At 59.3% G+C, this 24,730-nt stretch carries 25 protein-coding genes and 1 pseudogene; 15 read left to right on the top strand and 11 right to left on the bottom strand.

What is annotated here, in order from left to right:
• The first annotated feature begins 3 nt into the window (after positions 1 to 3).
• Positions 4 to 2,358 carry a transglycosylase domain-containing protein gene (locus ACVWYY_RS00375; RefSeq protein WP_457439237.1) on the top strand — a complete coding sequence of 785 codons (2,355 nt, stop codon included), beginning with the start codon at positions 4 to 6 and terminating at the stop codon, positions 2,356 to 2,358.
• A gap of 147 nt (positions 2,359 to 2,505) precedes the next feature.
• Here the strand turns inward: ACVWYY_RS00375 and ACVWYY_RS00370 are convergent, their stop codons facing one another.
• From ACVWYY_RS00370 to ACVWYY_RS00360, 3 genes are all read right to left on the bottom strand, one after another.
• Complete coding sequence (locus tag ACVWYY_RS00370) at positions 2,506 to 2,874, bottom strand: YccF domain-containing protein (protein ID WP_414343163.1); 369 nt, start codon at positions 2,872 to 2,874, stop codon at positions 2,506 to 2,508.
• A gap of 131 nt (positions 2,875 to 3,005) precedes the next feature.
• Positions 3,006 to 4,286 carry an MDR family MFS transporter gene (locus ACVWYY_RS00365; RefSeq protein WP_011432585.1) on the bottom strand — a complete coding sequence of 427 codons (1,281 nt, stop codon included), beginning with the start codon at positions 4,284 to 4,286 and terminating at the stop codon, positions 3,006 to 3,008.
• Positions 4,287 to 4,329: 43 nt separating this feature from the next.
• Positions 4,330 to 4,548 (bottom strand): hypothetical protein, encoded by a 219-nt coding sequence (locus ACVWYY_RS00360; RefSeq protein WP_414331694.1) that lies wholly within the window; start codon positions 4,546 to 4,548, stop codon positions 4,330 to 4,332.
• Positions 4,549 to 5,317: 769 nt separating this feature from the next.
• Here ACVWYY_RS00360 and ACVWYY_RS00355 point away from each other — a divergent pair.
• Positions 5,318 to 5,551 (top strand): zinc ribbon domain-containing protein, encoded by a 234-nt coding sequence (locus tag ACVWYY_RS00355; protein ID WP_457405781.1) that lies wholly within the window; start codon positions 5,318 to 5,320, stop codon positions 5,549 to 5,551.
• A gap of 166 nt (positions 5,552 to 5,717) precedes the next feature.
• Here the strand turns inward: ACVWYY_RS00355 and ACVWYY_RS00350 are convergent, their stop codons facing one another.
• Positions 5,718 to 6,236, bottom strand: a complete 519-nt coding sequence (locus ACVWYY_RS00350) for an HNH endonuclease (protein ID WP_414350223.1) — start codon at positions 6,234 to 6,236, stop codon at positions 5,718 to 5,720.
• A 167-nt stretch (positions 6,237 to 6,403) separates the two neighbouring features.
• Here ACVWYY_RS00350 and ACVWYY_RS00345 point away from each other — a divergent pair, with 167 nt between their 5' ends.
• The 5 genes from ACVWYY_RS00345 to ACVWYY_RS00325 all read left to right on the top strand — a co-directional run bounded on the left by ACVWYY_RS00345 (position 6,404) and on the right by ACVWYY_RS00325 (position 12,310).
• Positions 6,404 to 8,611 carry a glycoside hydrolase gene (locus ACVWYY_RS00345; protein WP_457439235.1) on the top strand — a complete coding sequence of 736 codons (2,208 nt, stop codon included), beginning with the start codon at positions 6,404 to 6,406 and terminating at the stop codon, positions 8,609 to 8,611.
• 27 nt (positions 8,612 to 8,638) lie between these two features.
• Positions 8,639 to 9,589, top strand: a complete 951-nt coding sequence (gene pip / locus ACVWYY_RS00340) for a prolyl aminopeptidase (protein ID WP_414417410.1) — start codon at positions 8,639 to 8,641, stop codon at positions 9,587 to 9,589.
• Positions 9,590 to 9,829: 240 nt separating this feature from the next.
• On the top strand, positions 9,830 to 10,369 hold the full coding sequence (locus tag ACVWYY_RS00335) for a PDZ domain-containing protein (RefSeq protein ID WP_238376905.1): 540 nt from the start codon (positions 9,830 to 9,832) through the stop codon (positions 10,367 to 10,369).
• Between the two features lie 31 nt (positions 10,370 to 10,400).
• Positions 10,401 to 10,709: a hypothetical protein gene (locus ACVWYY_RS00330; protein ID WP_457439233.1), complete on the top strand. Its 309-nt coding sequence runs from the start codon at positions 10,401 to 10,403 to the stop codon at positions 10,707 to 10,709.
• Positions 10,710 to 10,714: 5 nt separating this feature from the next.
• On the top strand, positions 10,715 to 12,310 hold the full coding sequence (locus ACVWYY_RS00325) for a hydantoinase B/oxoprolinase family protein (protein ID WP_457439231.1): 1,596 nt from the start codon (positions 10,715 to 10,717) through the stop codon (positions 12,308 to 12,310).
• Here ACVWYY_RS00325 and ACVWYY_RS00320 read toward each other — a convergent pair.
• Together ACVWYY_RS00320 and ACVWYY_RS00315 are read right to left on the bottom strand one after the other, a co-directional pair.
• A complete protein-coding gene (locus tag ACVWYY_RS00320) occupies positions 12,247 to 12,639 on the bottom strand; it encodes a thioredoxin family protein (RefSeq protein ID WP_041437173.1) in 393 nt (130 codons plus the stop codon). The two genes, ACVWYY_RS00325 and ACVWYY_RS00320, sit on opposite strands and share 64 nt — an antisense overlap.
• A 34-nt stretch (positions 12,640 to 12,673) precedes the next feature.
• Positions 12,674 to 13,414, bottom strand: a complete 741-nt coding sequence (locus ACVWYY_RS00315; protein ID WP_457439229.1) for an NnrU family protein — start codon at positions 13,412 to 13,414, stop codon at positions 12,674 to 12,676.
• Positions 13,415 to 13,479: 65 nt separating this feature from the next.
• Here ACVWYY_RS00315 and psb27 point away from each other — a divergent pair, with 65 nt between their 5' ends.
• Complete coding sequence (gene psb27, locus ACVWYY_RS00310; protein WP_414408133.1) at positions 13,480 to 13,881, top strand: photosystem II protein Psb27; 402 nt, start codon at positions 13,480 to 13,482, stop codon at positions 13,879 to 13,881.
• A gap of 190 nt (positions 13,882 to 14,071) precedes the next feature.
• Positions 14,072 to 14,575, top strand: a complete 504-nt coding sequence (locus ACVWYY_RS00305; RefSeq protein WP_457439227.1) for a YHS domain-containing (seleno)protein — start codon at positions 14,072 to 14,074, stop codon at positions 14,573 to 14,575.
• 24 nt (positions 14,576 to 14,599) lie between these two features.
• Here the strand turns inward: ACVWYY_RS00305 and ACVWYY_RS00300 are convergent, their stop codons facing one another.
• The 3 genes from ACVWYY_RS00300 to ACVWYY_RS00290 form a co-directional block, all read right to left on the bottom strand.
• The gene (locus ACVWYY_RS00300) at positions 14,600 to 15,370 is read right to left on the bottom strand and encodes a sensor histidine kinase (protein ID WP_457439225.1); all 771 of its coding nucleotides are present in this window, start codon (positions 15,368 to 15,370) and stop codon (positions 14,600 to 14,602) included.
• 156 nt (positions 15,371 to 15,526) lie between these two features.
• The gene (gene prmC / locus ACVWYY_RS00295) at positions 15,527 to 16,414 is read right to left on the bottom strand and encodes a peptide chain release factor N(5)-glutamine methyltransferase (protein WP_414424626.1); all 888 of its coding nucleotides are present in this window, start codon (positions 16,412 to 16,414) and stop codon (positions 15,527 to 15,529) included.
• A gap of 12 nt (positions 16,415 to 16,426) precedes the next feature.
• Positions 16,427 to 17,281, bottom strand: coding sequence for a Tic22 family protein (locus ACVWYY_RS00290; RefSeq protein ID WP_457439222.1), 855 nt, complete (start codon positions 17,279 to 17,281; stop codon positions 16,427 to 16,429).
• Positions 17,282 to 17,778: 497 nt separating this feature from the next.
• Between ACVWYY_RS00290 and ACVWYY_RS00285 the strand changes: the two genes are divergently transcribed.
• From ACVWYY_RS00285 to ACVWYY_RS00265, 5 genes and pseudogenes are all read left to right on the top strand, one after another.
• Positions 17,779 to 17,970 carry a hypothetical protein gene (locus ACVWYY_RS00285; RefSeq protein ID WP_457439220.1) on the top strand — a complete coding sequence of 64 codons (192 nt, stop codon included), beginning with the start codon at positions 17,779 to 17,781 and terminating at the stop codon, positions 17,968 to 17,970.
• Positions 17,971 to 18,352: 382 nt separating this feature from the next.
• Positions 18,353 to 20,866 carry a DUF3656 domain-containing U32 family peptidase gene (locus tag ACVWYY_RS00280; RefSeq protein ID WP_457439218.1) on the top strand — a complete coding sequence of 838 codons (2,514 nt, stop codon included), beginning with the start codon at positions 18,353 to 18,355 and terminating at the stop codon, positions 20,864 to 20,866.
• 164 nt (positions 20,867 to 21,030) lie between these two features.
• Positions 21,031 to 21,555: an acetolactate synthase small subunit gene (gene ilvN / locus ACVWYY_RS00275; protein WP_011432604.1), complete on the top strand. Its 525-nt coding sequence runs from the start codon at positions 21,031 to 21,033 to the stop codon at positions 21,553 to 21,555.
• A gap of 74 nt (positions 21,556 to 21,629) precedes the next feature.
• The gene (locus ACVWYY_RS00270) at positions 21,630 to 22,211 is read left to right on the top strand and encodes a hypothetical protein (protein WP_457439216.1); all 582 of its coding nucleotides are present in this window, start codon (positions 21,630 to 21,632) and stop codon (positions 22,209 to 22,211) included.
• 54 nt (positions 22,212 to 22,265) lie between these two features.
• Positions 22,266 to 22,461, top strand: a pseudogene (locus ACVWYY_RS00265) (hypothetical protein); the annotation flags it as partial.
• Between the two features lie 60 nt (positions 22,462 to 22,521).
• On the opposite strand, the gene ACVWYY_RS00260 reads toward ACVWYY_RS00265, so the two are convergent.
• The gene (locus ACVWYY_RS00260; protein ID WP_457439214.1) at positions 22,522 to 23,268 is read right to left on the bottom strand and encodes a DUF3120 domain-containing protein; all 747 of its coding nucleotides are present in this window, start codon (positions 23,266 to 23,268) and stop codon (positions 22,522 to 22,524) included.
• Positions 23,269 to 23,420: 152 nt separating this feature from the next.
• Between ACVWYY_RS00260 and ACVWYY_RS00255 the strand changes: the two genes are divergently transcribed.
• A complete protein-coding gene (locus ACVWYY_RS00255; RefSeq protein ID WP_414344654.1) occupies positions 23,421 to 24,464 on the top strand; it encodes a glucokinase in 1,044 nt (347 codons plus the stop codon).
• A gap of 16 nt (positions 24,465 to 24,480) precedes the next feature.
• Here ACVWYY_RS00255 and ACVWYY_RS00250 read toward each other — a convergent pair whose 3' ends face one another.
• Positions 24,481 to 24,726: a hypothetical protein gene (locus tag ACVWYY_RS00250; protein WP_457439212.1), complete on the bottom strand. Its 246-nt coding sequence runs from the start codon at positions 24,724 to 24,726 to the stop codon at positions 24,481 to 24,483.
• Between the last annotated feature and the right edge of the window lie 4 nt (positions 24,727 to 24,730).

Below are 24,730 nucleotides of genomic sequence, written 5' to 3'. Positions count from 1 at the left end.
GCCATGTCTGCTTCTGAAGACAAAAAGCCGCTGTTGGGCACCGTCGCTCGCTTCTTCAAAACCCTGGCCAGGCCCTTCCCTATCGGGCCTACGGCTCTCCTCAAACCCCCCGAACCTCCTCCCCCCAAGCGCCCGGTGCGCCTGTGGATTACCTGCCCGGGAGAGCCCCCTCGAGTGGTTGCCCTGAAGGGATCCGACATTCTCGGTCGCAGCCAGACGGTGGCCACCATTCGCATCCCTGCCCCCGCGGTGAGCCATCTCCACGCCCACATCCGTCCCCGCCCGGATTGGCGCCTGCCCGGTCTGGGTTGGCGGATCCCGTTGCCCTCTATTCTCTACTGGCTGGGGTGGAATGCCGGTCGCTACCAGCTAGAAGATCAAGACTCGACCAACGGCGTTTTCCGCCTCAAACCCTTCGGTGGCGCCGAGCGGGTGCGCCGGGTGATCTTGCGCCACGGCCAGCAACTGAGCCTTGGCCCGCCTCGGGATCCGGAGAGCGTCTGGATTCAAGTGCTGGATCCACCCCCACCACAGGTGTATGGGGTGCGCGGCTGCCTCATCCTGATGGTAGTCTTGGGGCTGGGGGCGAGGATTTGGATCGGCCATGAGTGGAGCAAGTTCTCAGTGGAGCCACCCCTCTCCGCAGATCGCAACCCCCTGATCGTCCTGGCCGGGGATCAGCAGACGGAGCTGCGCCGCCATCAGGGGGACACCTACCGGGAGCTGCCCGACCTGGAAGCTTTTGGGCCGATTTTGCCCAAGGTGGTGGTCGCCGCCGAAGATCACCGCTTTTACTCCCACTTTGGGGTGGATCTGCTGGGCATTGCCCGCGCCTTCTGGGTGAACCTGCGCTCAGGGGAGGTGCAGCAGGGGGGCAGCTCCATCAGCCAACAACTGGCCCGCACCGTGCTGCGGGACTACACCGGCTCCGGCAACACCTTCGGGCGCAAGCTGCGGGAGGCCGTCGCTGCCCTGAAGCTGGAACAGCGCTACAGCAAAGACGAAATCCTCGCTCTCTACCTCAACAATGTTTACCTGGGCAACGGCATCTACGGCTTTGAGACTGCTGCCCAGTTCTATTTCGGGATCCCAAGCCGCCAGCTCAGCCTTTCCGAAGCTGCGACTCTGGCGGCCATTTTGCCCGCGCCCAACGCCTTTAACCCTGTCGCCAACTATGATGCCGCCGTTCGGGGCCGGGATCGGGTGTTGGATCGCCTGAGCGAGCTGAAAGTCTTCCCCGAAGAGGAGATTCGGCGGGCCCGGCGCAGTCGCCTCACCCTCAACCCCAATTTGCGCTCCCAAACCTCGACAGTTGCTCCCTACTTTTACAGTGCCGTCTTCCAGGAGCTGCGGCAGCTCTTGGGCCAAGACCTCTCGGCAGAGGGCAACTTCATCATCGAAACCACGGTGCATCTGCCCTACCAGCGTTTGGCAGAGCAAGTCCTGGCCCAAACTGTGCGCGAGTCGGGATCCCGCTTGGGCTTCAGCCAAGGCGCTTTGGTCAGTCTCGACAGCCGCAACGGCGAAGTGCTGGCTTTGGTGGGCGGGATCGACTACGACGCCAGCCCCTTCAACCGGGCTACCCAAGCTCAAAGGCAGCCGGGCTCCACCTTCAAAGTGTTCACCTATGCGGCTGCCCTCACCCAGGGGATCCCTCTCTCCCAAGTGTTGTCTTGCGAGCCCCTCACCTGGGGCAACCTCACCTTTCGCGGCTGTCGCTCGGGATCGGCCCCTATGGATTTGGCCCGCGGCCTGATCCTCTCCGAAAACGTGATTGCCCTGCGGTTGGCCCAACAAGTAGGTCTAGAGCAAGTGGTGGCGACGGCCCGGCAAATGGGCATCCAATCGCCGTTGCAACCCTATCCTTCTATGGTGATTGGCACCATGGAGGTGAACTTGCTGGAGTTGACAGCAGCCTTCACTCCTTTTGCCAATCGTGGCCTTTGGTCAAGGCCCCACACCATCCGCCGCATCTTGGATAGCAGCGATTGCGCCAACCCCAACGACTTTCGCACCTGCCGTGAGATTTACCCTGGTCGGGAGGATCCCCGTTCTCAGCGACTTGTCTTACCAGAAACCGCCGCCCAACAGATGACAACCGTACTGCAAGGGGTGATCAGCTCCGGCACCGGTACTACTGCCCGGCTCGGCATTGGAGAAGCCGGTAAAACCGGCACCACCACCGCCAACAAGGATCTGCTCTTTATCGGCTACACGCCCAACCCTCCCCTGGTGACCGGCATTTGGCTGGGCAATGATGACTCCAGCCCAACACGAGGAAGCAGCAGCATAGCTGCTCAAACTTGGGGAAATTACACGAGGCAAGTCATTACCAATAGTTTGACGATGGTTCAATAGAGCAACTCCGAGAGCAGCCTTGGCAATTGGCAACCCCAAATCCTGACAACCCGACAGAAAACTCTCCTGCATCCCAAGTGAGAAATGCCTAATAACCAGTTTGGCCGTACCCCTCAATAAACCCACAATCTAGGTTCACCCACTTTCTCAGCGCAGATCTCGGCCAAAGGGCAACAACGACAAAATAATTAACTTCATGTGTTGTTTGGCAAAGGGGATCCCAACAATGGTGATTGCCAGAATCACAGCCCAGAAGAGATGGTTAAGCACCAACGGCCAGCCAAACAGCAATAGCCAGATGACGTTAAAGATCAGCAGCAGCGGGCTGTTGGCATCGGGATACTCCACCACTTCCTTTCCGAAGGGGGCAAGCACTGCAAACCCCAGTTTGATGCTCTGCCAGCCAAAGGGAATGCCGATGATTGTCAGGCAAAGGCTCAGTCCTCCTAAGATGTAGCCCAAACCTGTCAGCAAACCCCCGAAGATTAGCCAGATGATGTTGCCAATCAAGCTCATGATTCAGATCCTCCACCGTTGAGACCAAATTGCAGGGTACAAGAGCAGAACTAGCCTTCCTGTTCGACATCCATACTCTAACCAGCTGTTGGCCAAGACTGGGATCCCAAAATCTGCTTCTTTCCTGGGCTCTAGCGTTCTGCGTCACCGAGGGGAGCGGGCTCCATCACCGGAGGCACTGCGGCCCTATTCACCTTGCAGGGCAGAATGCGGTTCAGAAAGCGGAGGATCCCCCAAACCCAACTGACGGTGATCACCCAAAAGATCCACAACCCGCTTGCCCACGGTTGCGGCAAGTCCAAGGCCATCCCCCCAATCATTGGGCCAAGAGCAAACCCCGCCGCCCAGCAGAGGGAGTTGACCGACAGATACACCCCCCGCAAGTGATCCGGCGCCAAATCCGCCACCAAAGCAGAGGCAGAGGGGTTGTAGCTCACCAACGCCAAAGAGAGCACCGCCAGCGCCAAGACTGCCACCGCCGGGGCCGGAGCCCCCAATTCCGCCGCCAGACCGCTAAGCCAAACCAAAAGAAATCCCACCCCCCACATCAGGGCGGATCCCTGCAACCCTTGGATGCGCGTCCGGCGATTCAACCAACGGGCCACCGGCATCTGCAGCAGAGCGATTAAGGCCCCATGCAAGGCAAACAAAATGCCGATTTGCACCTCTGGGATCCCTACCCCATTGCGGAAGTAAAGGGGCATGCTGCTGCTGAGCTGGGCCACATAGGTGGTGAACAGGATATTCGACAGGCCAAACACCAAAAGGGAGCGATCTCTAAGGGCGGTTTTCCAACCTGCCAACACAGGCTCTGCTGCCGGACAAGTCGCCCGAGTTTCCCGGATAAAAAACCAAAGTACTGCCAGAAAGATTAGAAAAGTGACACCGTCGATTACAAACAAGAGCCGATAGGCCCCCGTCAGAGCCACCAGCGTGCTGGCCATAGCCACCCCAAGGCTGAGGCCCAGGTTATCCCCTAGACGGTTGAGAGCGTAGGCTTCGTTGCGCTGCTCACGAGTGGTTAGATCTGCTACAATCGCTTCCGCAGGCGGCCAGTACAACCCCTGCCCCAAGCCTGCAGCCATATTGGCCAGGGCAAAACTCCAGAAGTCATAGGAGAGCGCAAACCCAAACGACCCCAAGGTGGAAATAGCCAGAGAGAGGATCAAAGTGGAACGGCGCCCCCAAGCTCCATCGGCCATCGAGCCGCCCAGGATGCGGCCAAACACCCCGGCAAAAGCCATAATGCCTAGCCCCAGGCCCACTTGGGTGGCGGTCAGCCCCACCTGATTCACAAAAAAGAGACTGGCATAAAACAAGGTAAAGCCGGTTCCAGTTTGGGAAAGCAGCCGACCGATAAAGATCAGCCAAACCTGAAAACTGAGCTTCGGCCACCAAGAAGGGATCCACATGTTGAGTGCAGCAGGATGTTGAGTGCAGCAGGGGAGGGCCTACCTAGCCTACGGGATCCCGATCCTTGAGGCCAGGGCAAGGAGCCTGCTCTGACAAGTAAACTGAAAATTTGTGCAGCCAGGCTTGATGTTCGTTGCCAGAAGGCTCTTCACCCAGCGAGCCAGCAGACAGGGCAACCCATTTCCCCAACTCCAAATATTCGCTCAACAGCCGCGCCAACTTATAAACTCGATAATCGAGCTGCACTAAGCTACTTTTCATCTGCCCCAAAACACCCAGTCCTCTTCTGAGCCAACTTACAACCTTCAACCTTTCCCAAAACCTGCTGATCGCGTCAGCGGGACGGAGTCCTTGCAGGAAGCCAACCCCCATCTTGCTTGCTGCAGCCGAGGCGCAAGTTCCCTTTGCCCACAACAGAGCACCTGTAGCTCAGTCGCAAACCTGGACAAAGCTAGAAGAAGCTGTGCCTTACAGTTCTAGTACCAACAATTTTAACTAACGGGGGTGCGGGGGCAATAGGTCCCATGCTCTAGCCGCAGGGTGAGCACTGGGATACATGGATCCCCGCCATACCCCTGAGCGAAATCTGTAGTAAAGTCTACTTATGCTGGCGGTAACCTACAAGTACTGGGCTTATCCAGATGCCTCCCAACAAACCAGCTCACGGGCGGACGACGGGGATTGACCTGGTTTTGGAGCAATTCCTGACAACTTCAGAGGGCGCTTTTGGGAACGGCCCAAGGGCTTCAAAGCCCTGCAAGGCCAGCTGAGAAGGCTGCAACCCAGGGGGGCGAGAAAACAGCAGGGGTCTTGCCACTGGAAGAGAGCACCACTGCAGGTTGCCAGGATGCAGCAGGGCATTGCCAATGGTTGCCAAGAGTTTCATTTCCAGAGGGCCCATTGGCGTTGAGACCGAGGGCAGACCCTCTCTATCTTTTCTTTGTGGAAGATCTTTGTGGAAGACCTCAAGGCCAAGGGCTGGGCAAGGGGGATGTTGCCCAAGGATTGCGTCGAGGCTGCCTGGGGATAGATTCTCTGCCTTCTGGAGTGGGTTTGCTGGAAGGGTGGGGTGGACTTTGCCAAGGTTGACCCCAAAGGAAGCGGCCAAATCGGTTGCAAGTGCTGGGGGATGGTTAGCAACAGCTGGGCTGTCGGGGGGCCTCAGTGCCCTGAATGCCGGTACCGGGTGCATCGGGACTCAGCCTCAGCCTTGGGAACTGTGCTGGGTGGATTAGAGGTTGTTTTGCGAGCTGGCAGTGCCTAGGGGGGAGGCTGGGGAAGGGGAACCGCCTGTCCAGTTGTTCTGTCGGGGGTTGTAGACCCAGACAAGTGGCGTGGGGCAGGAATGCCCGACCGCGAGGTAAGGACTCCGTCCTGCTGACGGGAAGGGTGGCCCGCGCTCTGTCCATAGGATGAGCGCCGGGAGGATGTCACTCTTGCCGACTTTGGTGTTCGCGCCAGAACTGCTCCGCAAAAGCCACCGTCGGGTGGAGAGGGGCACGGGGTTTGCTGCGCAGGGGCATGTTGGCTTCTTCAGGGGTGCGGTTGCCCTTGCGTTGATTGCAGCGTTCGCAAGCCGTCACCACATTGTCCCAACTGTGGGATCCCCCTTTGGAGAGGGGCACGACATGATCCAAGGTCAGATTGTGGGTGCTGCCACAATACTGGCAGGTGTGGTGATCCCGCCGCAAAACCTCCCGCCGATTCACAGGGGGCACGCGCCAAGCGCGCTCTTTGCCCTTGATGGTCAGGCGAATATGTTCGGGCACTTCAATGACCTGGCTGGGGGAGCGCACCTTCCACACCGGCACATTCATCATCGAGAGCGGTTCGGCTTTGCCTGTTAGCAGCAGCACGATTGCCCGCTTGATATTGACCCGGCTGATGGGCAAATAGTTTTGGGAAAAGACAACGATCGACTGTTCCAGAAGGTGGGTAGCGGCAGTCATGGCTCAGCTCTTCCTTTTGCCGCCATTCTCCTGAGGAATCTTGCGAATGGCAAGCTTTTCCCCACCGCCATCGACACCGGCAGCGCTCAGACATTCAAGAGTTTCTTACGATCGCGAGCCAGACAGATGGGCTAGTATCCGGGTGATGGTTGGATCCCGTACCGCCCATGACTTACCCGCTGCACGTCGCCCTGGTTTGGCACCAACACCAACCCCTCTACAAAAGTCCGGTGGCGGGTAAATATCGCATGCCTTGGGTGCGCCTACACGGGATCAAAGATTACCTGGACTTGGTGTTGCTGCTGGAGCGCTATCCCCGCCTGCACCAAACGGTCAACTTGGTGCCCTCCCTGATTGTGCAAATCGAAGAGTACGTAGCCGGCTCGGCTTTTGATCCTTACCTGGAACTGACCTTATCCCCTGTCGAAAAGCTCAGCCCCGATCAACTGCGCTTTGTGGTCGAGCGTTTTTTCGACAGCCACTACCCCACCATGATCGAGCCCTACCCCCGTTACCGGCAGCTCTACAACCAACGGGAATCTCAGGGGGTGAACTGGTGTCTGCAGTACTGGACTCCGCAGGACTTCGGGGATCTGCTGGCCTGGCACAACCTGTCTTGGTTTGATCCCCTCTTTCAGGAGGATCCTGAGATTGAGGGCTGGATCAAAATGGGATCCGGTTTTACCCTGGCGGATCGGCAGCGGATCTACGCCAAGCAACAACAGATCCTCGGCGCTATCCTGCCCCAGCACGCCAAACTGCAGAGCAGCGGCCAACTGGAGCTGACCACCAGCCCCTATACCCACCCCATCTTGCCCCTGTTGGTGAGCGAGCGCTCGGCACGGGTGGCCCGCCCAGGGTTGCCCTTACCTCGCTACCCCTTTCACTGGGAGCAGGATGTCCACACCCAACTGGAGCGGGCTAAGCAGATCTATCGGGAGCGCTTTGGCCGCGAGCCGCGGGGCCTGTGGCCTTCGGAGCAATCGGTGAGCCCTGCCATTGTGCCGATTGTGCAAGAACAGGGCTTTGATTGGATCATCTCCGACGAAGGGGTTTTGGGGTGGAGCCTGGGCCAGCCTTTTCATCGCGATGGGCAGGGCCACATTCTGGAGCCGGAGAAGCTCTACCGCCCCTACCGCCTGGAAACCGAGCGGGGGGATTTGGCGATTGTCTTTCGGGATCACCGCCTTTCGGATTTGATTGGCTTCAGCTACAGCGCCATGCCCGCCGATGCTGCCGCCAAAGATCTCATTGGCCATCTGGAGAGCATCCGCAACCGCCTGCCCCAGGAGCAGCCCTGGCTGGTGACCATCGCTCTGGATGGGGAAAACTGCTGGGAGTACTACCCCCAAGATGGCCGGCCCTTCTTGGAAAACCTCTATACCCGCCTCAGCCAGCACCCGGCGCTGCGCTTGGTGACGGTCTCCGAGTTTCTGGATCAGTTTCCTCCCACTGAGTTTTTGCCGGCAGAGCAGCTGCACAGTGGCTCCTGGATCGAGGCGGACTTCACCACCTGGATTGGGGATCCCGTCAAAAACCGCGCTTGGGAGCTTCTGGCCCAAGCCCGTCAGGTGATTCAGGATCATCCCCGCGCCAATCCCCAAGCCTGGGAGGCCCTCTGGGCCGCCGAGGGATCCGATTGGTTCTGGTGGTTTGGGGCAGGCCACTCCTCCGCCCATGATGCCGTTTTCGATCAGTTGTTTCGGGAGCACCTGCAGGCGCTCTACACCGCTTTGGGAGAGGCAGTGCCGACCGTGCTGCGATTTCCCCTGGAGGATCATGACGGCCTAGGGGATCGCCTGCCGCAGGGGTTTATCCACCCGGCCATCAACGGTCGTCCGGCAGAACGGGAGTGGAGCCAAGCGGGGCGGGTGGAGATTGGAGCGGCCCGAGGCACCATGCACCGCAACAGCATTGTTCGTCGCCTCTGGTACGGGTTCGATCACTTCAACCTCTACCTGCGGCTGGATTTTAACTCGGTGGTGCAGCGGCCCAGGCAATTGCTGGTGCTGTGGTTCTACCCCAACCGTGTCACCGTCAACAGCCCCATTCCCCTGCAGGGGTTGCCGGCAGAAGCTCCTCTCAACTACCACTACCGCCACCTGCTGCGGTTGTCGCTGCCGCCTCCCGGCACCGGCCAGCATCCGGCAGAGGTGCAAGCCCAGCTCTTGCAGGCAGGGGAGTACCACACCTGGCACGCCATCGGCCATCAAGTGAAGGCGGTGGTGGATGCCTGTTTGGAGGTGGCCATCCCCTGGAGCAATTTGGGCGCCCAGCCGGGTCAGGAGCTGCAATTTGTCATCCTGGCCGCGGATGGCGAGACCTTTCAGGAAGGGATCCCGCCCAAGGCCACCATTGCCCTGCGCAGACCCTGAGAGTGATGACCAGCAGAGCTTCAAGTTATGTCGCGCGATCTCTATCCCCCCATCGAGCCCTACGATCAAGGCTTTCTGGCGGTTTCCTCCCTCCACACCCTGTACTACGAGCAGTGCGGCAACCCGGCAGGCAAGCCGGTGGTGTTTTTGCACGGGGGGCCTGGAGGCGGGATCGATCCCATCTACCGGCAGTATTTCGATCCCAGCCGCTGGCGGGTGGTGCTGTTCGATCAGCGGGGCTGCGGGAAAAGTCGCCCCTATGCCGAGCTGCGGGAGAACACCACCTGGGATCTGGTGGCGGATATCGAGAAGTTGCGCCAGCATCTGGGCATTGATCGCTGGTTTGTGTTCGGGGGCAGCTGGGGCAGTGCCCTTGCCCTGGCCTATGGGCAAACCCACCCCCAAGCCTGCCTGGGGTTTATCTTGCGGGGCATTTTTCTCTTGCGCCCTTTTGAGCTCCGCTGGTTTTACCAGTCGGGAGCCGGCTACTTTTTCCCCGATGCTTGGGAACATTACCTGGAGCCGATCCCTCCCGAAGAGCGGGATGACCTGCTGGCAGCCTACCACCGCCGCCTCAACGACCCAGATCCCCAGGTACGGCTGAGGGCAGCTCGCGCCTGGTCCGTCTGGGAGGCCAGCACCAGCAAGTTGATCCCCAGCCCAGAGCTCATCGAGCGCTTTGGTCGGGGAGAGTTTGCCGAGGCCTTTGCCCGCATTGAGTGCCATTACTTTGTCCACGGCGGTTTTTTGGATCCGGAGGATCAGCTCCTCAGGGGGGTGGGACGGCTGCGGCATCTGCCGGCGGTGATCGTCCAGGGGCGCTACGACGTGGTCTGCCCGCCCATCTCTGCTTGGGAGCTGCATCAGGCTTGGCCAGAAGCAGAGTTTCGGATGATCCCCGATGCTGGCCATTCCATCACCGAGCCCGGAATCCGCACCGCCCTCCTGGAAGCCACCGATCGCTTTGCCGGTTTGTGAGCCCCGCCGAGCCAACCCAGTGCTGCCAGGGATCCCAAGACCTTGAAGAATTGCTACAGGAAGGCCGGCAAAACCTTGGGATCCAGCCCAGAAGCACGGCCAAGCCTATCGACAGTTGGCGATTTTGGGTTTATCACTGAGGGAGGGGCGGTGCAAGCTGCCCACACCTGGCTGGTGCATCCACCCAAGTGCTTCGCGGATTCAAGCTCATTTCTACTTCACCGTTTCCAGGGTCGAACCATGCAGAAACCAACCCATCTGTTCAAGCTTGCCCTAGCCCTGCCCATCTCCTTCTTGCTGGCAGATGCAGTTGTGGCCTACCCCTGCGACTCGGTTGGGGGTGAAGCTTACAACCACCACGGCTCCACGGTTCAGGTCAGCAGCGACGCCAACAGCTTCGGGGTTCAGTGGTCGCCTGCCTCCTATGCTGTCGGCAACGGCTTCATTGGAGTTGCCATTGAAACGGTGAACGGCGAGCAAGCCCAGAGCGCCATCAGCCGTCGTCTGTTCGGCCCCGCACTTCGAGTTCAGGGGGTGCAGGTGGTCGGCTTGCTCCAGGATGGTCCTGCTCAACGAGCCGGTCTGGCCCAGGGCGATATTTTGATTGGAGTGGATGGGCAGCGGGTCACCTCCGTGCAACATGTGCAGCAGATCATCCAAAATACCCCGGTAGGCCAATCGGTGCCGATTACCTTCCGCCGTGGTGAGCAGGTGCTGTCAACGGTGGTTGTGGTGGGGGATGGCCGGGTGTTGCGCCCCTTGATGCTGCAGCAGCAGTGAGCCTTGTCGGGATCCCTACCCGGAGCTCTCTGTGAATGCCAATTGGAGTTCGGGATGGGCTGTCTGGGCAGTTTGCGGCCTCAACGGCTTGCTGTTTTTGGCCCTGGTTGCTCTCATTCCTGTCATTTTGAAGCTGCGCTCGGCTCTTGGGGTCACAGAGCAGGCCATGGCGGATTGGCGAGAAGCAGCTCAACAGGCCTTGGCTCCCACTCCCGCTGAGTTGCTGCGTCTGCGGGATCGTCTGCGCGAGAATCGCCATACCCTTGACCGCTGGCAACGTCGTTTGCAGTTCTGGCAAGGGATCCGCAGGGTGGCCGTTTGGCTGGGGCGTAGGCTTTGAGGGATATGGATAGCAACTATCCTGTCTCCAATCCCATCCGGTTGCAGGTCATGGCCAACGCTCTGGCGGGGATTGCCGAAGAGATGGGGGCGCGCCTCATCCGCGGTTCATACTCGGCCAACATCAAGGAACGGCGGGATTGCTCCACAGCTCTGTTTGACTCGCAAGGGGCTTGCATTGCCCAGGCAGCTCACATCCCAGTGCATTTGGGCGCCCTTTCGCAGGCGGTGCGAGCGGTGGTGGCAGCCAACCCGCGACCCGGAGATGTGTTTCTCCTCAACGATCCCTACCAGGGGGGATCCCATCTGCCGGACGTTACGGTGGTCGCGGCCATTCCCGGCTGGAGGGATCCCGACCGGATTTGCGCCTATGCTGTGAACCGTGCTCATCACGCTGATATTGGAGGGATGCGCCCTGGCTCCATGCCCGCCGACTCCACAGAACTTTGGCAAGAGGGGCTGGTGATCCCGCCGGTACGGCTGGCTGGGCTCTCTCTAGAAGGAGAGTTGTACTGGCAGGAGGATCTGCTGCGCCTAATCCTGGCCAATGTGCGCAATGCCGAGCAGCGGCGGGGGGATCTGCAGGCCCAGGTGGGGGCCAGCGCAGTGGGGATGAGCCGGTTTCGGGAGTTGCTGGCCCGCTTTGGAGAAGAGGAAGCTTGGCAGTTGATCGCAGGGGTCATCGAGTACAGCCGCCGGCGGATGCGGGCGCAAATTCAGGCTCTGCCCGATGGGATCTACACGGCTGAGGATTGGTTGGAGGGCTACGGGGATCCGCCCGCGCCCCTTGAGATTCGGGTGCAGGTGGAAGTAGAGGGCGAGAAGCTGCGGGTGGACTTCACCGGCACTGCTCCGGCCATGGCGGGAAACCTGAACGCGCCCCTGGCCGTCACCCGCTCGGCGGTGTTGTTTGCCCTGCGCTGTCTGTTGGATCCCACGGCCCCCAGCAATGTCGGCTTGGAGGATCCCATCGAGATCGTGGCGCCGCCCGGCTGCTTGGTGAATGCCCAGTTTCCGGCAGCAGTGGTGGCGGGCAATGTGGAAACCTCGCAGCGCATTGCCGATGTGGTGTTCAAAGCTCTGGCTCCCGTGGCCGGATTGCGGAGCATCGCTCAGGGGCAGGGCACCATGAACAACTGTGTGCTGGGCAACCGCCACTTCACCTACTACGAAACCTTGGGGGGTGGTCAGGGGGCCAGCCGACAGCGACCGGGCCTGGATGGAGTGCATGTGGGCATGAGCAATACCCTCAACACCCCCATCGAGGCTCTGGAGCTGGAGTATCCCCTGCGGGTACTGCGCTACGAGCTACGCCAGGATTCCGGCGGCCATGGCCAACAGCGGGGCGGCTGGGGGCTAATCCGCTCCATCCAGACTTTGCAGGATTGCACCCTCTCCCTGCTCACCGAGCGGCGCCACTATGCCCCCCAAGGAGAACAGGGAGGCGGGCCAGGCCAAGTGGGGATCAACCTCCTCAACGGGGATCCCTTGCCTGGCAAAATCAGCCGCTCCCTAAAAGCCGGCGACGTGATCACCCTCTACACGCCGGGCGGCGGGGCTTGGGGCTCAAACGAGGATGAGCAGGCTCCCGAACCCAGGTAGCGCAGGTGGTCAAGAAACAACTGCTCGCAGCGGCGAAGCACCTCATCGCGGCTGGCGAAGTGCTCCAGCCTTTGCACTTCTTGACCTTTCTCAAACAAAATTAGGGTTGGCAAAGAGCGCACCCGATAGCGGCGCGGCAGCCAAAAATTGTCGTCTACATTCACCCGCAGTACTTTGACCGCCCCTCCCCACTCGGCTACGAGACGGTCGGTAATCGGCTGAATGAAGCGACACAGGCCACACCAAGGGGCGCCGAAATCCACCAAAACCAACCCATCACTTGTCAAAAGTTCTTGATTAAAAGCATCTAAAGCAACTTGCAAGGCCATCACTCCCAAACTAAAGAAGTTCTTTGGGATCATGCTACCAGGCAACTTGGCTGGCTGCAGAAACCATTTGTGGATGGAAAGCATAAAGAATCAATACAAAGCTGAATACCCCCAGATAGGCCCAGCGCAGAAACTCTCGCGGGCGCAGTTGCTGTCGCTTCTGCAGAATGGCCAAGCCGGGGATCACGGAGGTGCGCGCCTTGAGATCGCGGAAGGCCTGCCCGTATTTCCGCTCCAGGCGGTGATCCCCGTGCCAAACCGCAAACAGGTGGTAGGCAATGAGCCCAAGCGAGGTCACCGCCATAAAGCTGGAGCCAATCCAAAGGGTATGGGCTACACACCAGATCACCTGGCCCACCATTTGCGGATGACGGGTGATGCGGATGATCCCGGTTTCAAACAGGTGGATCTCCGGCTTGCGAATGGCGGCGATCTCCAGCAAGTTGAAGGTGGCCGGATACAAAAAGAAAAAAGAGAGGGCAGACAAAAGAGCAACGGTGGTGCGAATGCCCGGGACGGCTTGGAGATCCCAGAGAATCACCCCGTCGTAGCGATGGTTAAAAAAATAGATCAGCAACAGTGGTGCCAAACTGAGGCTCACCAGAGCAAAGAAGATGCGGTACAGACGGGATCCCAGCCAGCTTTCCCCCCAGGGCCGCAAGTAGGCTAATCCGCTGTGAGCACAGGCAAACCCCAAGATTAGGGCCAGCATTGTCCAATGGGATCCGTACTGGCCCAGCTTCTGCAGAAAGTCGCTGAAGGGCGTGAACAGCATCTTTTGGATGACTCCTCTGGTGTTGCTGTGGCTTATGCTTAAAAATAAGTTACATTAGGTTCCCCATGCTCAAAACTTTTTTTCTGCGTCTTGTCAGCCTGCTCCTGTCTGTAGCCCTTTTGCTGGGATCAGGGAGTTCAGTTGCTCAGGCTGCCCGTCTCACCGGCAAGTATTACGAAGACAGCATGACCTTGATCCAAACCCTGCGCACCGTCCTTTCCGAAGGGGATCCCCTGATGAACCCGGAAGAGGCGCGAGCGGAAGCCATGCAAGCCATCCAGGAGTTTTCTGGGCGCTACCACGGCCATCGCTACGATAAGCTGCAGTCTTTTACCACTTTGCGCACGGTGTTTAACACGCTGGCCTCCCAGTACCGCACTTCCAGTCGACCTCTCAACCCCGAAAAGGTGGAGCGGGTGCTAATGCAACTGGATCGGGCCGAATTGGCCCTGCGCCGAGAAGGTTGAGCTTTTTTTAGATTGGATCTCCCCGATCCAAATCACAGGCAAATCTCCTCGCTGTGGCCAAACTGTTCCCAGTCCCCGGAAGCCAGCATCTCCTCAGATGTCTTTTGTCAGATGTCTTTTGGAACCTGAAGGGGAAGAGTAAGGCTTTCTTGCTCATTTCGATTTTCGATTGAGGACTTGGGAGGTCGTGATGGTCAAAAATCGTTGGGTTTTGCTCTCGCTGCTGCTGATGGTTGGAGCTGTTGCTTCTCACCCAGCTTGGCTCCTGTCTCGCCCAGCCCAAGGACAGGTTGTTGGGGCTGCCGAGGAGGGATCCCCAGGCCCTTTTTTTGCGACGGACGGCCTGGCCCTGCGGGGCTATGACCCGGTGGCCTATTTCATCGACGGCAAGCCGGTCAAGGGATCCCCAGAGTATGAATGGGAGTGGGGAGGGGTAACCTGGAGGTTTGCCAGCGCCGACAATCGAGAGCGGTTTCGCAACAACCCAGAGCGCTTTGCCCCCCAGTACGGCGGGTTTTGTGCCTGGGCCGTGGCCCACAACTACCTTTACCCGGTGGATCCCTTTGCCTGGAAAATCGTCGATGACAAGCTGTACCTGAACGCCAACCAGCGGGTACAGCGTAACTGGGAGCGCGACATCCCCGGCTTGATCAAGAGGGCAGATGCCAACTGGCCAGCTTTGAGAAGCCGATAGGCCCAAGTCCCTCTGGCCTGGGGTTCAATGGGCGAGGCGCAGGGTCACCTTGATGCCAACTCGGTAGGGGCCGCTTTCGCAGAGTTCCAGCTGGCCTCCCATTTCTCTCAGGAGCCGCTCGCTTACCCGCCAGACGGCACAGCCCTCTGTTTGAATGGGCACATGGCATCGCCCCTCAAGGTTCCACCCCAGGCACAGTCGCCCCTCTTCTTCTGCGGTGGGATAGGGGTGCAAAGCCATCGAACCGTAGCGTAGGGTGCGGATGCCCCAGCGACACACTCCCAGCAGCGCCTGCACCAAGCCGTGGGGATCCGCCCAAACGGTGAGGCTGTCGGGGAGAAGGGGCACCTCAAAGGCCGAGGTGGGTTGTAGAACCGGCCATTCGTAGCGAATGCCCTGATCCTGGGCCTGTAGGCGAGTTAGGCTGTACACATCCTGCAGGAGGGGGCGTAGTCGAGTCGGTTCCGGTCGCAGAGGTTTGATGGGCAGGTTATGGCGAGCCAGGCGGGTGTATTCCTCAAGCAGCTTGATCAGGCGCTCTACCGCCTCTTTGGCACTTTGAAGGTATTCCCGCTCCTCTTCGGGAGAGTCACATAGATCCGACAACACCAACTGCAGGGATCCCATCTGGCTGCTGAGGGGGTTGCGCAGCTCGTGGCCGATGCTGACGAGCAACTCTTGTTGAAAGGCCCGCATCACCTCAGAGCGTTCAAAAGCAAACTGCCAATCCACAGCCCCTTGCCCGTCGGCAGGGGCGGCCTGCTGGGGGAGTGGATCGGGTTTGGCTGCAGGCAAGGGTTTCCTCAAGAGGTGCTCCGAAGGAAAGACGGGGGATCCCGTCGAGGTTCAGATCCTTGGGTTTGGATCTTTGAGTTTTGGACAGCGAGGACTACGTCCCGCTGAGGCAATCGGGCTGCGGCAATACCCTGTCTTATGGGATCCTACCCTTTTCTATCCGACGAAGTGGGCGCTGACCACCCGTTCAACCCCGGCCAGATCTCGGTGAACTTGGATCTGCCGATAGCAGCCTCTAGCTTGCAACTGCTCCGCCACCCAAGGGGCTTGGCCTCGCATCACTTCCACCGCCCAAAAGGAGTTCGGGGCCAAGTAATCCGGTGCTGCTTGAATCAACAGCCGCAAGTGGGCTAGGCCGTCTTCTCCCCCATCCAGAGCTTGTCGCGGCTCGTGCAGTCGCACCTCTGGCATGAGCGAGGCCAGCTCGGCAGAGGGAATGTAGGGAGGGTTGGAAACCAGGCCGCGCAGCTGCCCCCGCCAGGGATCCAAAGGTACAAACCAGGATCCCAGCAGCAACTTCACCCGCTCCTGCAGATGGTGGGCTGCCACATTGTCTGCTGCAATAGCCAAGGCCTCTGGGCTAGAATCCACGGCCAGAAGCCGCAACTGGGGGTGCTGATGGGCCAACGCAATGGCAATCGCCCCGCTGCCTGTACCCAGGTCGGCAAAACAGGATCCCGGCGGCAGAGGATTGGCCTGTAGCCAAAGGGAAGCCTGCTCCACCAGCAGCTCGGTCTCCGGGCGTGGGATCAGCACCGCCGGCGTCACCCGCAAGCTCAAGCCCGCCCACTCAACTTTGCCCAACAGGTACTGTAGGGGGATGCGCTCTTCCACCCTTTGCCGCCAAAGGGCCTGCACCTCCTCCAGGGGATCCCCCTCCCCAGCCGGAGCGCGACCCATCAACCGCTCCAACGGCCCCCACCCCAGCCGTTCTTTGAGCAAAATCTCCACTTCCTCGGCAGGGATCCCAGCCGCTTTTGCCGCCCTCAGGGCTTGGGCACGCCACTCTGTTAACCGCTTCACCAGAGCAGACGGGGATCCCATCAGGGGCTTAGGTTAACGCTGAGGCTGGGGACTTGCGGAAGGATTGGCCGGTCGGGCCAGCGATTGGATGTACTCCAGCGCCGAGCGAGAGGGGATAAAAGCGATCTTCTGCACATCGGCCTGTGCGTCGGGAGCCAACATGCGCTCCACCACAATGGCCAGCGAGGTCACTTCAATCTGGGTCTTTCCAACTACATCCGGGTTCTGCGCCGCCGCCCGATCCAAAGCCCTCCGCAAATCGTTGCGGTCGAAGAAGAAGGGCACCACCTCATGGCCATCCTGCTCGATGGTCAGCAGCCCCTCTCCGGAGCGGCCATAGAACAGAGGCACACCAATCGCTTCTGCAGGCACATCTTGACCGGTTTCCTTCAGCACCTGCTTGGCTGCTTCCACATCAGAAGCCCGAGGCACCACCTCAAAATACAGGTCACTATTCTTGGCGCGCTCCTCTTCCGATTTTTCGTAGGCATACCCCAGCGAGAGAGGCACCACCCGGGCTTGACTGGCTATCTCGGGGTTGCTGGCTTTCACCTGCTCCAACATTTGTTGGGCCTGGGCCTGATCCAGCCAGAAGGAAACCACTTGGATGGTGCGGCCATCTCGCTCCACATTGGCGACAACGGGGGTGCCGTTCTGAGACACAATGGCAAAAACAGGCACCAGATTTAGCCGCTCCGCCACCTCTTGCCGGCTCATGGGGCCTGCCGCAGCCTGAGCCAGTAGAGCACTCTCCTGAGCCCAAACAGGAGTCACAGCCAAACCCCCCCAAGCCGTCCCGATCAGGATCCCGGCTATGCTGCTCACCTGAGCTGCACAGCGGCAGAGGGAGCGCACAGGCGATACTACATTACAACGCGTCATTCTCATCTCAACTCCCGGCATCGCGCCTTGTTCTGGTTGCTATGGGGTCAGCTTCCTAAGTACTAACCAACAGCCTGGGGCAAATCAAAAGCTGCCTAGATTAAACCCGCTCAACAGGGCTTAGGCTAGCGATGCGGCACACTCTCAGCCTTAGGATCCCGGTTGGCCATCGCTGACAACACCCCGGCACACCTATCTTGAAGAGCGCTCTTGGGCCACCCTAGAAGCCAAGGTTAGAACATCTGCTCGACCTCTGTCGAGGGGCAAAGCCCCTATTTTGGGTGGGGATCCCGCATCACCCAATACTATATACGGAGTCGCATACAACTGATCCACGCTAGATGCAGATCCCTCCGAGGGTTGTGTACCCAGCTCTCCCATAAAACGCTGCCTATTCCAGCCTTGTTCGGCGGTGTCCTGATGTAGCCGCGCAAACGTGGCAGCTGCTGTTAACTTTTGTTAAGGTAGGGGTGCGAACCCACAGCTGTAGGGAGCATTGAGTCATGGCTAAGATCTTCACCACTGAATTCAACCAATTTGAGACCATCAACGCTACTCAGGCCTGGTCTTTGTTTTTCACCATCAGCGCTTCCGATCGGCTGCTGGGTGACAACCCGGCTGTTGGCCGCTACCTAACGTTGGCTTTGTTCAGCGCCGTCCTCACCGGGATCCTGAATGTGCTGGTGGCTTCTTAGCTTATGGGGGTGTGGGGGTAGCTAAGCCCCGTACTGTACGTAGGGTCAGTGCCGGGATACAGATACCCCCACATGGTGTATGATGGGAGCAGTTGCACAAAACGGCTTTTGCCGGAATCTGGTGCGACTACGCGGTGGGACATCCCGTGTCTGCTCGCTGAGGGTTCTTGCGAAAGCTCCCCGATGAAGCGAGAAGCCCACCCTGTACCCGTAGGGTCAGCGATGGGAGTATGTCACCTAGACCCTTTGCGGACGGAACGAGTTTTTTGTTAAGAGGCCGCCGGCAGAGGCAGCTTGACCTGAGACAAGGGGATCCTGCTCTCAGGTTTTTTGATTTTGAATGGGAAAGGATCCCTTGTTCTCTTTGTGGGGCTGTCTTCCGATGAAAGCTGCTGGGATAGATTTCGCGGAAACGGATCACTTTGAGGCGCCGCCTCTGACCACCAAGTTGCCCCTGCTGCTGGCCCCGGCGGGGGATTGGGAGTGTGCCAAGGCGGCAGTGGAAAACGGAGCCGATGCCATTTACTTTGGGCTGGAGCGCTTCAACGCCCGGATGCGCGCCCGCAACTTTACGGAAGCGGATTTGCCGGAACTGATGGCCTGGCTGCACCGGCGGGGGGTACGGGGCTATGTTACTTTGAATACTCTGGTTTTTCCAAGGGAGCTGACGGAAGCCGAGGGATACATCCGCTCGATGATTGCGGCGGGGGTGGATGCGGTGATTGTGCAGGATATTGGCATCGCCCGCCTGATCCGGCATCTTTCCCCCGATTTCCCCATCCATGCTTCCACGCAAATGACCATCACCAGTGGAGTGGGAGCGGAGTTTGCCGCCGAGCTGGGCTGTGAGGTGGTGGTGCTGGCGCGGGAATGTTCCCTGCGGGAAATCGCCCAGATCCAGGCCTATCTGCAAGAGAAGGGATCCCCTCTATCTCTGGAGGTCTTTGTGCATGGGGCGTTGTGCGTGGCCTACTCGGGGCAATGTCTGACCAGCGAGGCGCTGGGGGGGCGTTCGGCCAATCAGGGGGAATGTGCTCAAGCCTGCCGCATGCCCTATGAGCTGGTGGTAGACGGGATCCGCCGCGACTTGGGGGAGAAGCGGTATCTGCTCAGCCCTCAAGATTTGGCCGGGCTGGAGGTGCTACCGGAGCTGGTGAAGCTGGGGATCCGCTGTCTGAAAATTGAGGGCCGGCTGAAATCCCCAGAATATGTAGCCAATGTAACGCGGGTGTATCGGCAGGCCTTGGATGCGCTGGGGGTGGGACAGCCGTGGCAGCCCTCGCAACAGGAACGCTACGAGCTGGAGATGAGCTTTTCTCGTGGGCTCTACACAGGCTGGCTGCGGGGCATCAACAACCAGGAGCTGGTGCACGCGCGGTTTGGCAAGAAACGGGGGGTTTACCTGGGGCAGGTGGTGGGGATCCAACAGGATCAGGTGGGGATCCGGCTGGAGGCACCCCTCAAAGCTGGGGACGGCGTGGTGTTTGACCAGGGGCAGCCGGAGTTGCCGGAGCAGGGGGGGCGAGTTTACCGGGTGCAAGAGAAGCAGGGGCTGGCCTGGCTCAGCTTCGGAGAGGGGGTCATTGATCTCAAACGTCTGCGGGTGGGGGATCGCCTCTGGAAGACCAGCGACCCGGAACTGGAAAAGCGCCTGCGCCAGAGCTACGCCGGGGATCACCCCCGCTTTCAGCGGCCCGTCCACATGGAGGTTCACGGCCAAGTGGGATCCCCGCTGACGCTGATCCTGCGGGATGAGCAAGGCCATACGGTGCAGGTGGATTCGCCGCTGCCCCTGGAAGCTGCCCACCGCCAACCCCTCACCACCGAAAAACTGCGACAGCAACTGGGCCGTTTGGGCTCCACTCCCTTCAAGTTGGGATCCCTGCACAATGCCTTGCAGGGGGAGGTAATGCTGCCGGTGAGCCTGCTCAACCAGATGCGCCGACAAGCGGTGGAACGCCTACAAGCTCTGCGAGCTCAGCCCCCGCGCTGGCAACTCAATCCCGAAGCTCGCTGGCAAGATCTGGTGCCTTCTCAGGAGGAGCCCGAAAGGGGATCCCCGCAGTTGGTGGTGTTGGTGCGGGATCCGGCGCAACTGCCGGCGGCGATAGCCAGCGGTATTAGGCAGATCTATCTGGAGTTTGAGGATCCCCGCCGCTATCGGGAGGTGATCCGCACAACCAAAGCCATCCATCCTGAGGTGGAGCTGTGGGCTGCCCCGCCCCGCATCACCAAGCCGGGAGAAACCTGGATCCTAAAGCAAGTGTTGGCCGCTGGGGCCGATGGCTACTTGGTGAGAAATTACGATCATCTCCGTTTCTTTGCCGGGCAGCGCTGCATTGGGGATTTTTCCTTGAATGTGGCCAATCCCATCACGGCCCACTATCTCAAAACCCGTTACAACCTGGAGCGCCTGACGGCTTCCTATGACCTCAACCATGAGCAACTGGGATCCCTGCTGCAAGCCGGCCCCGCCCATAGGTATGAGGTTACCCTTCATCAACATATGCCCCTGTTCCACATGGAGCACTGCGTCTTTTGCGCCTTTTTATCCAGCGGAACGGATTACACCAATTGTGGTCGCCCATGTGAAAAACACGAGGTGAAGCTGAGGGACAGGGCCAATGTCGAGCACATTTTGAAGGCCGATGCCGGCTGTCGGAATACCCTCTACAACGGCAAGGCCCAAACGGGGGCAGAATATGTGCCGAAATTATTGGCCTTGGGCCTGCGCTATCTGCGCATCGAATTTTTGCATGAATCCCCCGCCGAGATCCAACAAACCCTGCATCGCTATCAGCAACTCTTACAAGGACAACTTAGCGGATCCCAACTGTGGCAGGAGCTAAAGCTATACAGCCAATTGGGGGTTACGCGCGGGTCTTTGGAGAGTTAACGGCTGCGCTGTCTTTCTCTAGGGCGCCGGCTCTGCAGCTGTGCTCCGACCGGAGCAATGCGAAAAACATTCCGGCAAAGTTGGCGTAAAATTTCCTCAGGGTATTGTTATTCCCAGGTGCTTCCCCAACCTCTTCTCAGCTTTTTCTCTATCCTCTGGTTGCCGTGAAACACACCCTCAGCGCCCTCGTGCAGGATCAGCCTGGCGTTTTAACCCGCATTGCGGGGATGTTTGCCCGTCGCGGCTTTAACATCGACAGCCTCACCGTTGGCCCCACCGAACGACCGGGGATCTCTCGCATCACCATGGTGGTGCAGGGAGATGAACACGATGTGGAGCAGATGACGAAGCAGCTCTACAAGCTCATCGACGTGCTGAAAGTTACCGATATCACCCATGTTCCCTGCGTGGAACGGGAGCTGATGCTGGTCAAGGTCAATGCCAGCCCCGATACCCGCTCCGCCATTATGGATGTGGCCCAAATGTTTCGCGCCCGGATTGTGGATGTGGCGGAGGAGTCTTTGACTCTCGAGGTAACCGGGGATCCCGGCAAAATGGTGGCCATCATCAAGATGTTGACCAGCTTTGGCATCCGTGAGATCGCCCGTACCGGCCTGGTGGCTCTCACCCGCGAGTCCGGCGTGAATACGGAATACCTGAAGCAACACCCCACCTTAGTTACCGTCTGATGGCCTCAGGGGAAGCGATGCCAAAACTGGGGTGGAGTTGTAGGGGATCGGTTCTGCGGGGCACGATTAGCCTTGTGGCTATTGTGCTGGTGGGGCTGCTGGTCGGCTGTGGCCCCAGGCCGCCAAAACCGATTGTGCAGCAGGCCCTCGCCTATCAGATCGCTCATTTGTCCGGGCCGGTGGGATCCTTAGTGGGCAGCGACCGGTTGTCGGCACATCTGGAATTGCAGGATGTGAAAATCCGCCAAGATCGCCGTGAACCCTTGCTGTTGGCCTCAGGAGAAACCCTGGAAGGCCATCACCTCAGCGGCACCTACACCCTGAGCGTGCAGCCGCCGGGATCCCGCCGCCCCTATCGCCGCAAAGGGGATCCCTTCCAGATCACCCTGGCTCACCAAAAGGCACAAACTGTTGCTACACAACGCTCGCCCGACCGCGTCAAAACCGTGCCCGAACGGTGGCTGCTGGCCTACAGCTCACCGGATTCCAAGACTTGGGAGGTCATCGACTTTCTGCCTCAGCCCGCACCGGCACCGGAGTTGCCTCCTGCCGGGCCAGAACCTACACTGCCGGCAACTGCACCTGCTGCCGCCGACGTTGGCAGGACGGAGTCCGATGGAGCTCCCAGCCCTACCAATACTTCCACTCCCACCTGAAGTAGAGCATGACTCTAGTCAATAATAAGCTCAACTATACTGAAAATAATGTATAAGTATAATATGTTCAGTACGGATTACTACCAGTTGATCTTTCTGTTTACTTTCGAGTCTGCCAACATGGTAGCCAAAGCAAAGCAGAAAATTGGTAGTAAGACGACACGGAAACTGCGCTTTGGGTATTCTACTCAAAGCTTTGCGGGATACCGCCATTCTGTTTGGAAACAAACAGAATGCTATCGCTGCATAGTTGAACAGTGATGTTCAGCAGTGTTCAGCATAAATGTATCAGTTATGGGGATGTCCCAGCTCACCGCAGCAGAGCTGCCCCCCAGCCAAATAGCCCATCCACCAACAGGGTATTCAGCACTGCTCCCGCAAATGCCCAATGGTGCAAGCGGCGGGATCCCTGGACTCTCCACAATCCAACACCCAGCAACAGAAGGCCCAAGCCGATGCCCCAACCCAGGCCCCAGGGGGTAGCCATTTTGTCGAGGGCCGCCCTAAAAGGGACAACCGCCTGCTCCAACCGGTCAAACTGCATCGCCTGCCGCCACTCAGGCAGCAGCCCCACCGAGTGAATGTAGAGATCTGTAACCGCCGTACCCCACAGGGAGCCGAGATAAAACCAGGTACCGATGCGGGCAAACCGTCGCCGTGTCCCCCACCAGACAATCGGGATCCCCAAGGCTTCCATGGGCATGTGCCAAAGAGGCTCAAAGCGCAGCCAGCCCCAATACAGGGATCCTGCCAGCCAAGTCAGGGTAAAGCCGTACAGCAAATCTCCCCACAGGCGGGTACGGGGCTGGGAGTAGAGATGCAAGCTAAGGCCCAGCCAGCCCAAAGACATCACCAAACTGACCCAAGGGGCATATCGCACCAGGGGCGCTTGCACAAAAACCGGCAGGCACACCAGCAGAGCTGCCATTCCCCCAATGGCATGGTGGGATCGGAAACGCCTTTGAACCGAGAGAGGGCGGGGATCCAGCCCGGCCAAACGCTCAGAGGACAGCAGAGGCTCATCTTGGAGAGGGGGTAAAAAAGGTGTAGAAGACAAAATGCAATATTAAAAACCTTTACATCAGTTAACATAGCACCTTCTTTGCCCTTCCCTCTTCTCCCCAGCAGGAGCGGGGAAGCCTTGGGGGCCTGGCATTCTCTCTCCAGAGATGTCAGGGTGGGAAGGAGGTGCTGGCCGGAGGAAACCGTATGGACTTGTTGTTGGCAGGAGACATCGGGGGCACCAAAACCAGCCTCAGCCTTGTCAATGCCGAGGATCCCGAGCACAGCCTTTACCACTGCCGCTATGCCAGCCAAGATTACGCCAACCTCGCCCCAATGGTGGGAGAGTTTCTGGCCCAGGCTCGGCGGGAGCTGGGGCGAGATCCACAGCCTGCTGCCGCCTGTTTTGCAGTGGCCGGCCCCGTCATGGAAACAAGGGGCTCAGGGTCTGAGGGACAGACTGCCAAAGTGACCAACTTGCCCTGGGATCTGCAGTCGAGCCAATTGGCCGCAGAGCTGGGGATCCCGCGCGTAGCCTTGATCAACGACTTCAGCGCTGTGGGGTATGGCGTGCTTGCCCTCGGCGACCAGGATCTGGACACCTTGCAAGTGGGTGAGCGTCAACCGCGGGCTCCGATTGGCGTGATGGGAGCAGGCACGGGTTTGGGGCAGGCTTACCTTACCTGGGGAGAAGGGGGTTACCAAGTTCATGCCAGCGAGGGCGGTCACGTGGACTTTTCCCCGCGCACCCCTCTGGAGTGGGAGCTCTTGAGGTATTTGCAAAAACGGCACGGACGTGTCTCCACCGAGCGGGTGGTCTCGGGGCAGGGGATCGTTGCCATTTATCAATTTTTGCGGGATAGCCAGTGGGGCTCAGGAGAAGAACAGCTGCTGGCCCAAATTGAGGCTTGGGAAAAGGGAGCTAAGCATATTGACCCGGCAGCCCAAATTGCCAATGCTGCCATGGAAGCACGGGATCCTCTGGCGGTGGAGTGTCTGCGGCTTTTCATCAGCCTGTACGGGGCTGCAGTCGGGAACTTTGCCCTACACCTATTGCCGCGCGGGGGCCTGTTCATCGCTGGGGGGATCGCGCCCAAGCTCTTGCGCCTACTGCATCAAGGGGAGTTTTTGTCCTCGTTTTTGGACAAAGGGCGGATGCGTCCTCTTCTGGAGCAACTGTCGGTGCAGGTGGTGGTGAATGCGCAGGTGGGGCTGAGGGGAGCTGCTCGCTACGCCGCCAACCTTTGGTAGGGAGCAGCCGCTGCTACTAAGGTTGCCGCCCCTGGAACACCCCATCCAGCAGGTGATGGCAGCGACCCCAACGGATGCTGGAATCGTGCTGGAAAATCTCGCCCAGCCGCCCTTTGCTGGGATCCCAGACTTCTTCCTTGAGCCAGCAGATGGGGCAAGATGGGATTGCGCCTTTGCTTGGCTGGCCCCATACCGGAAAGCACTCCGCCTGGGGCTGCGCTATCCAACCGACAATGATTGCCACCACGCAGAGGGACTTCATAGAA

The sequence above is a fragment of the Thermostichus sp. MS-CIW-34 genome (assembly GCF_054060435.1).
The sequence above is the reverse complement of the archived record's forward strand: the minus strand, read 5'-3'. Positions and strand labels throughout refer to the sequence as shown.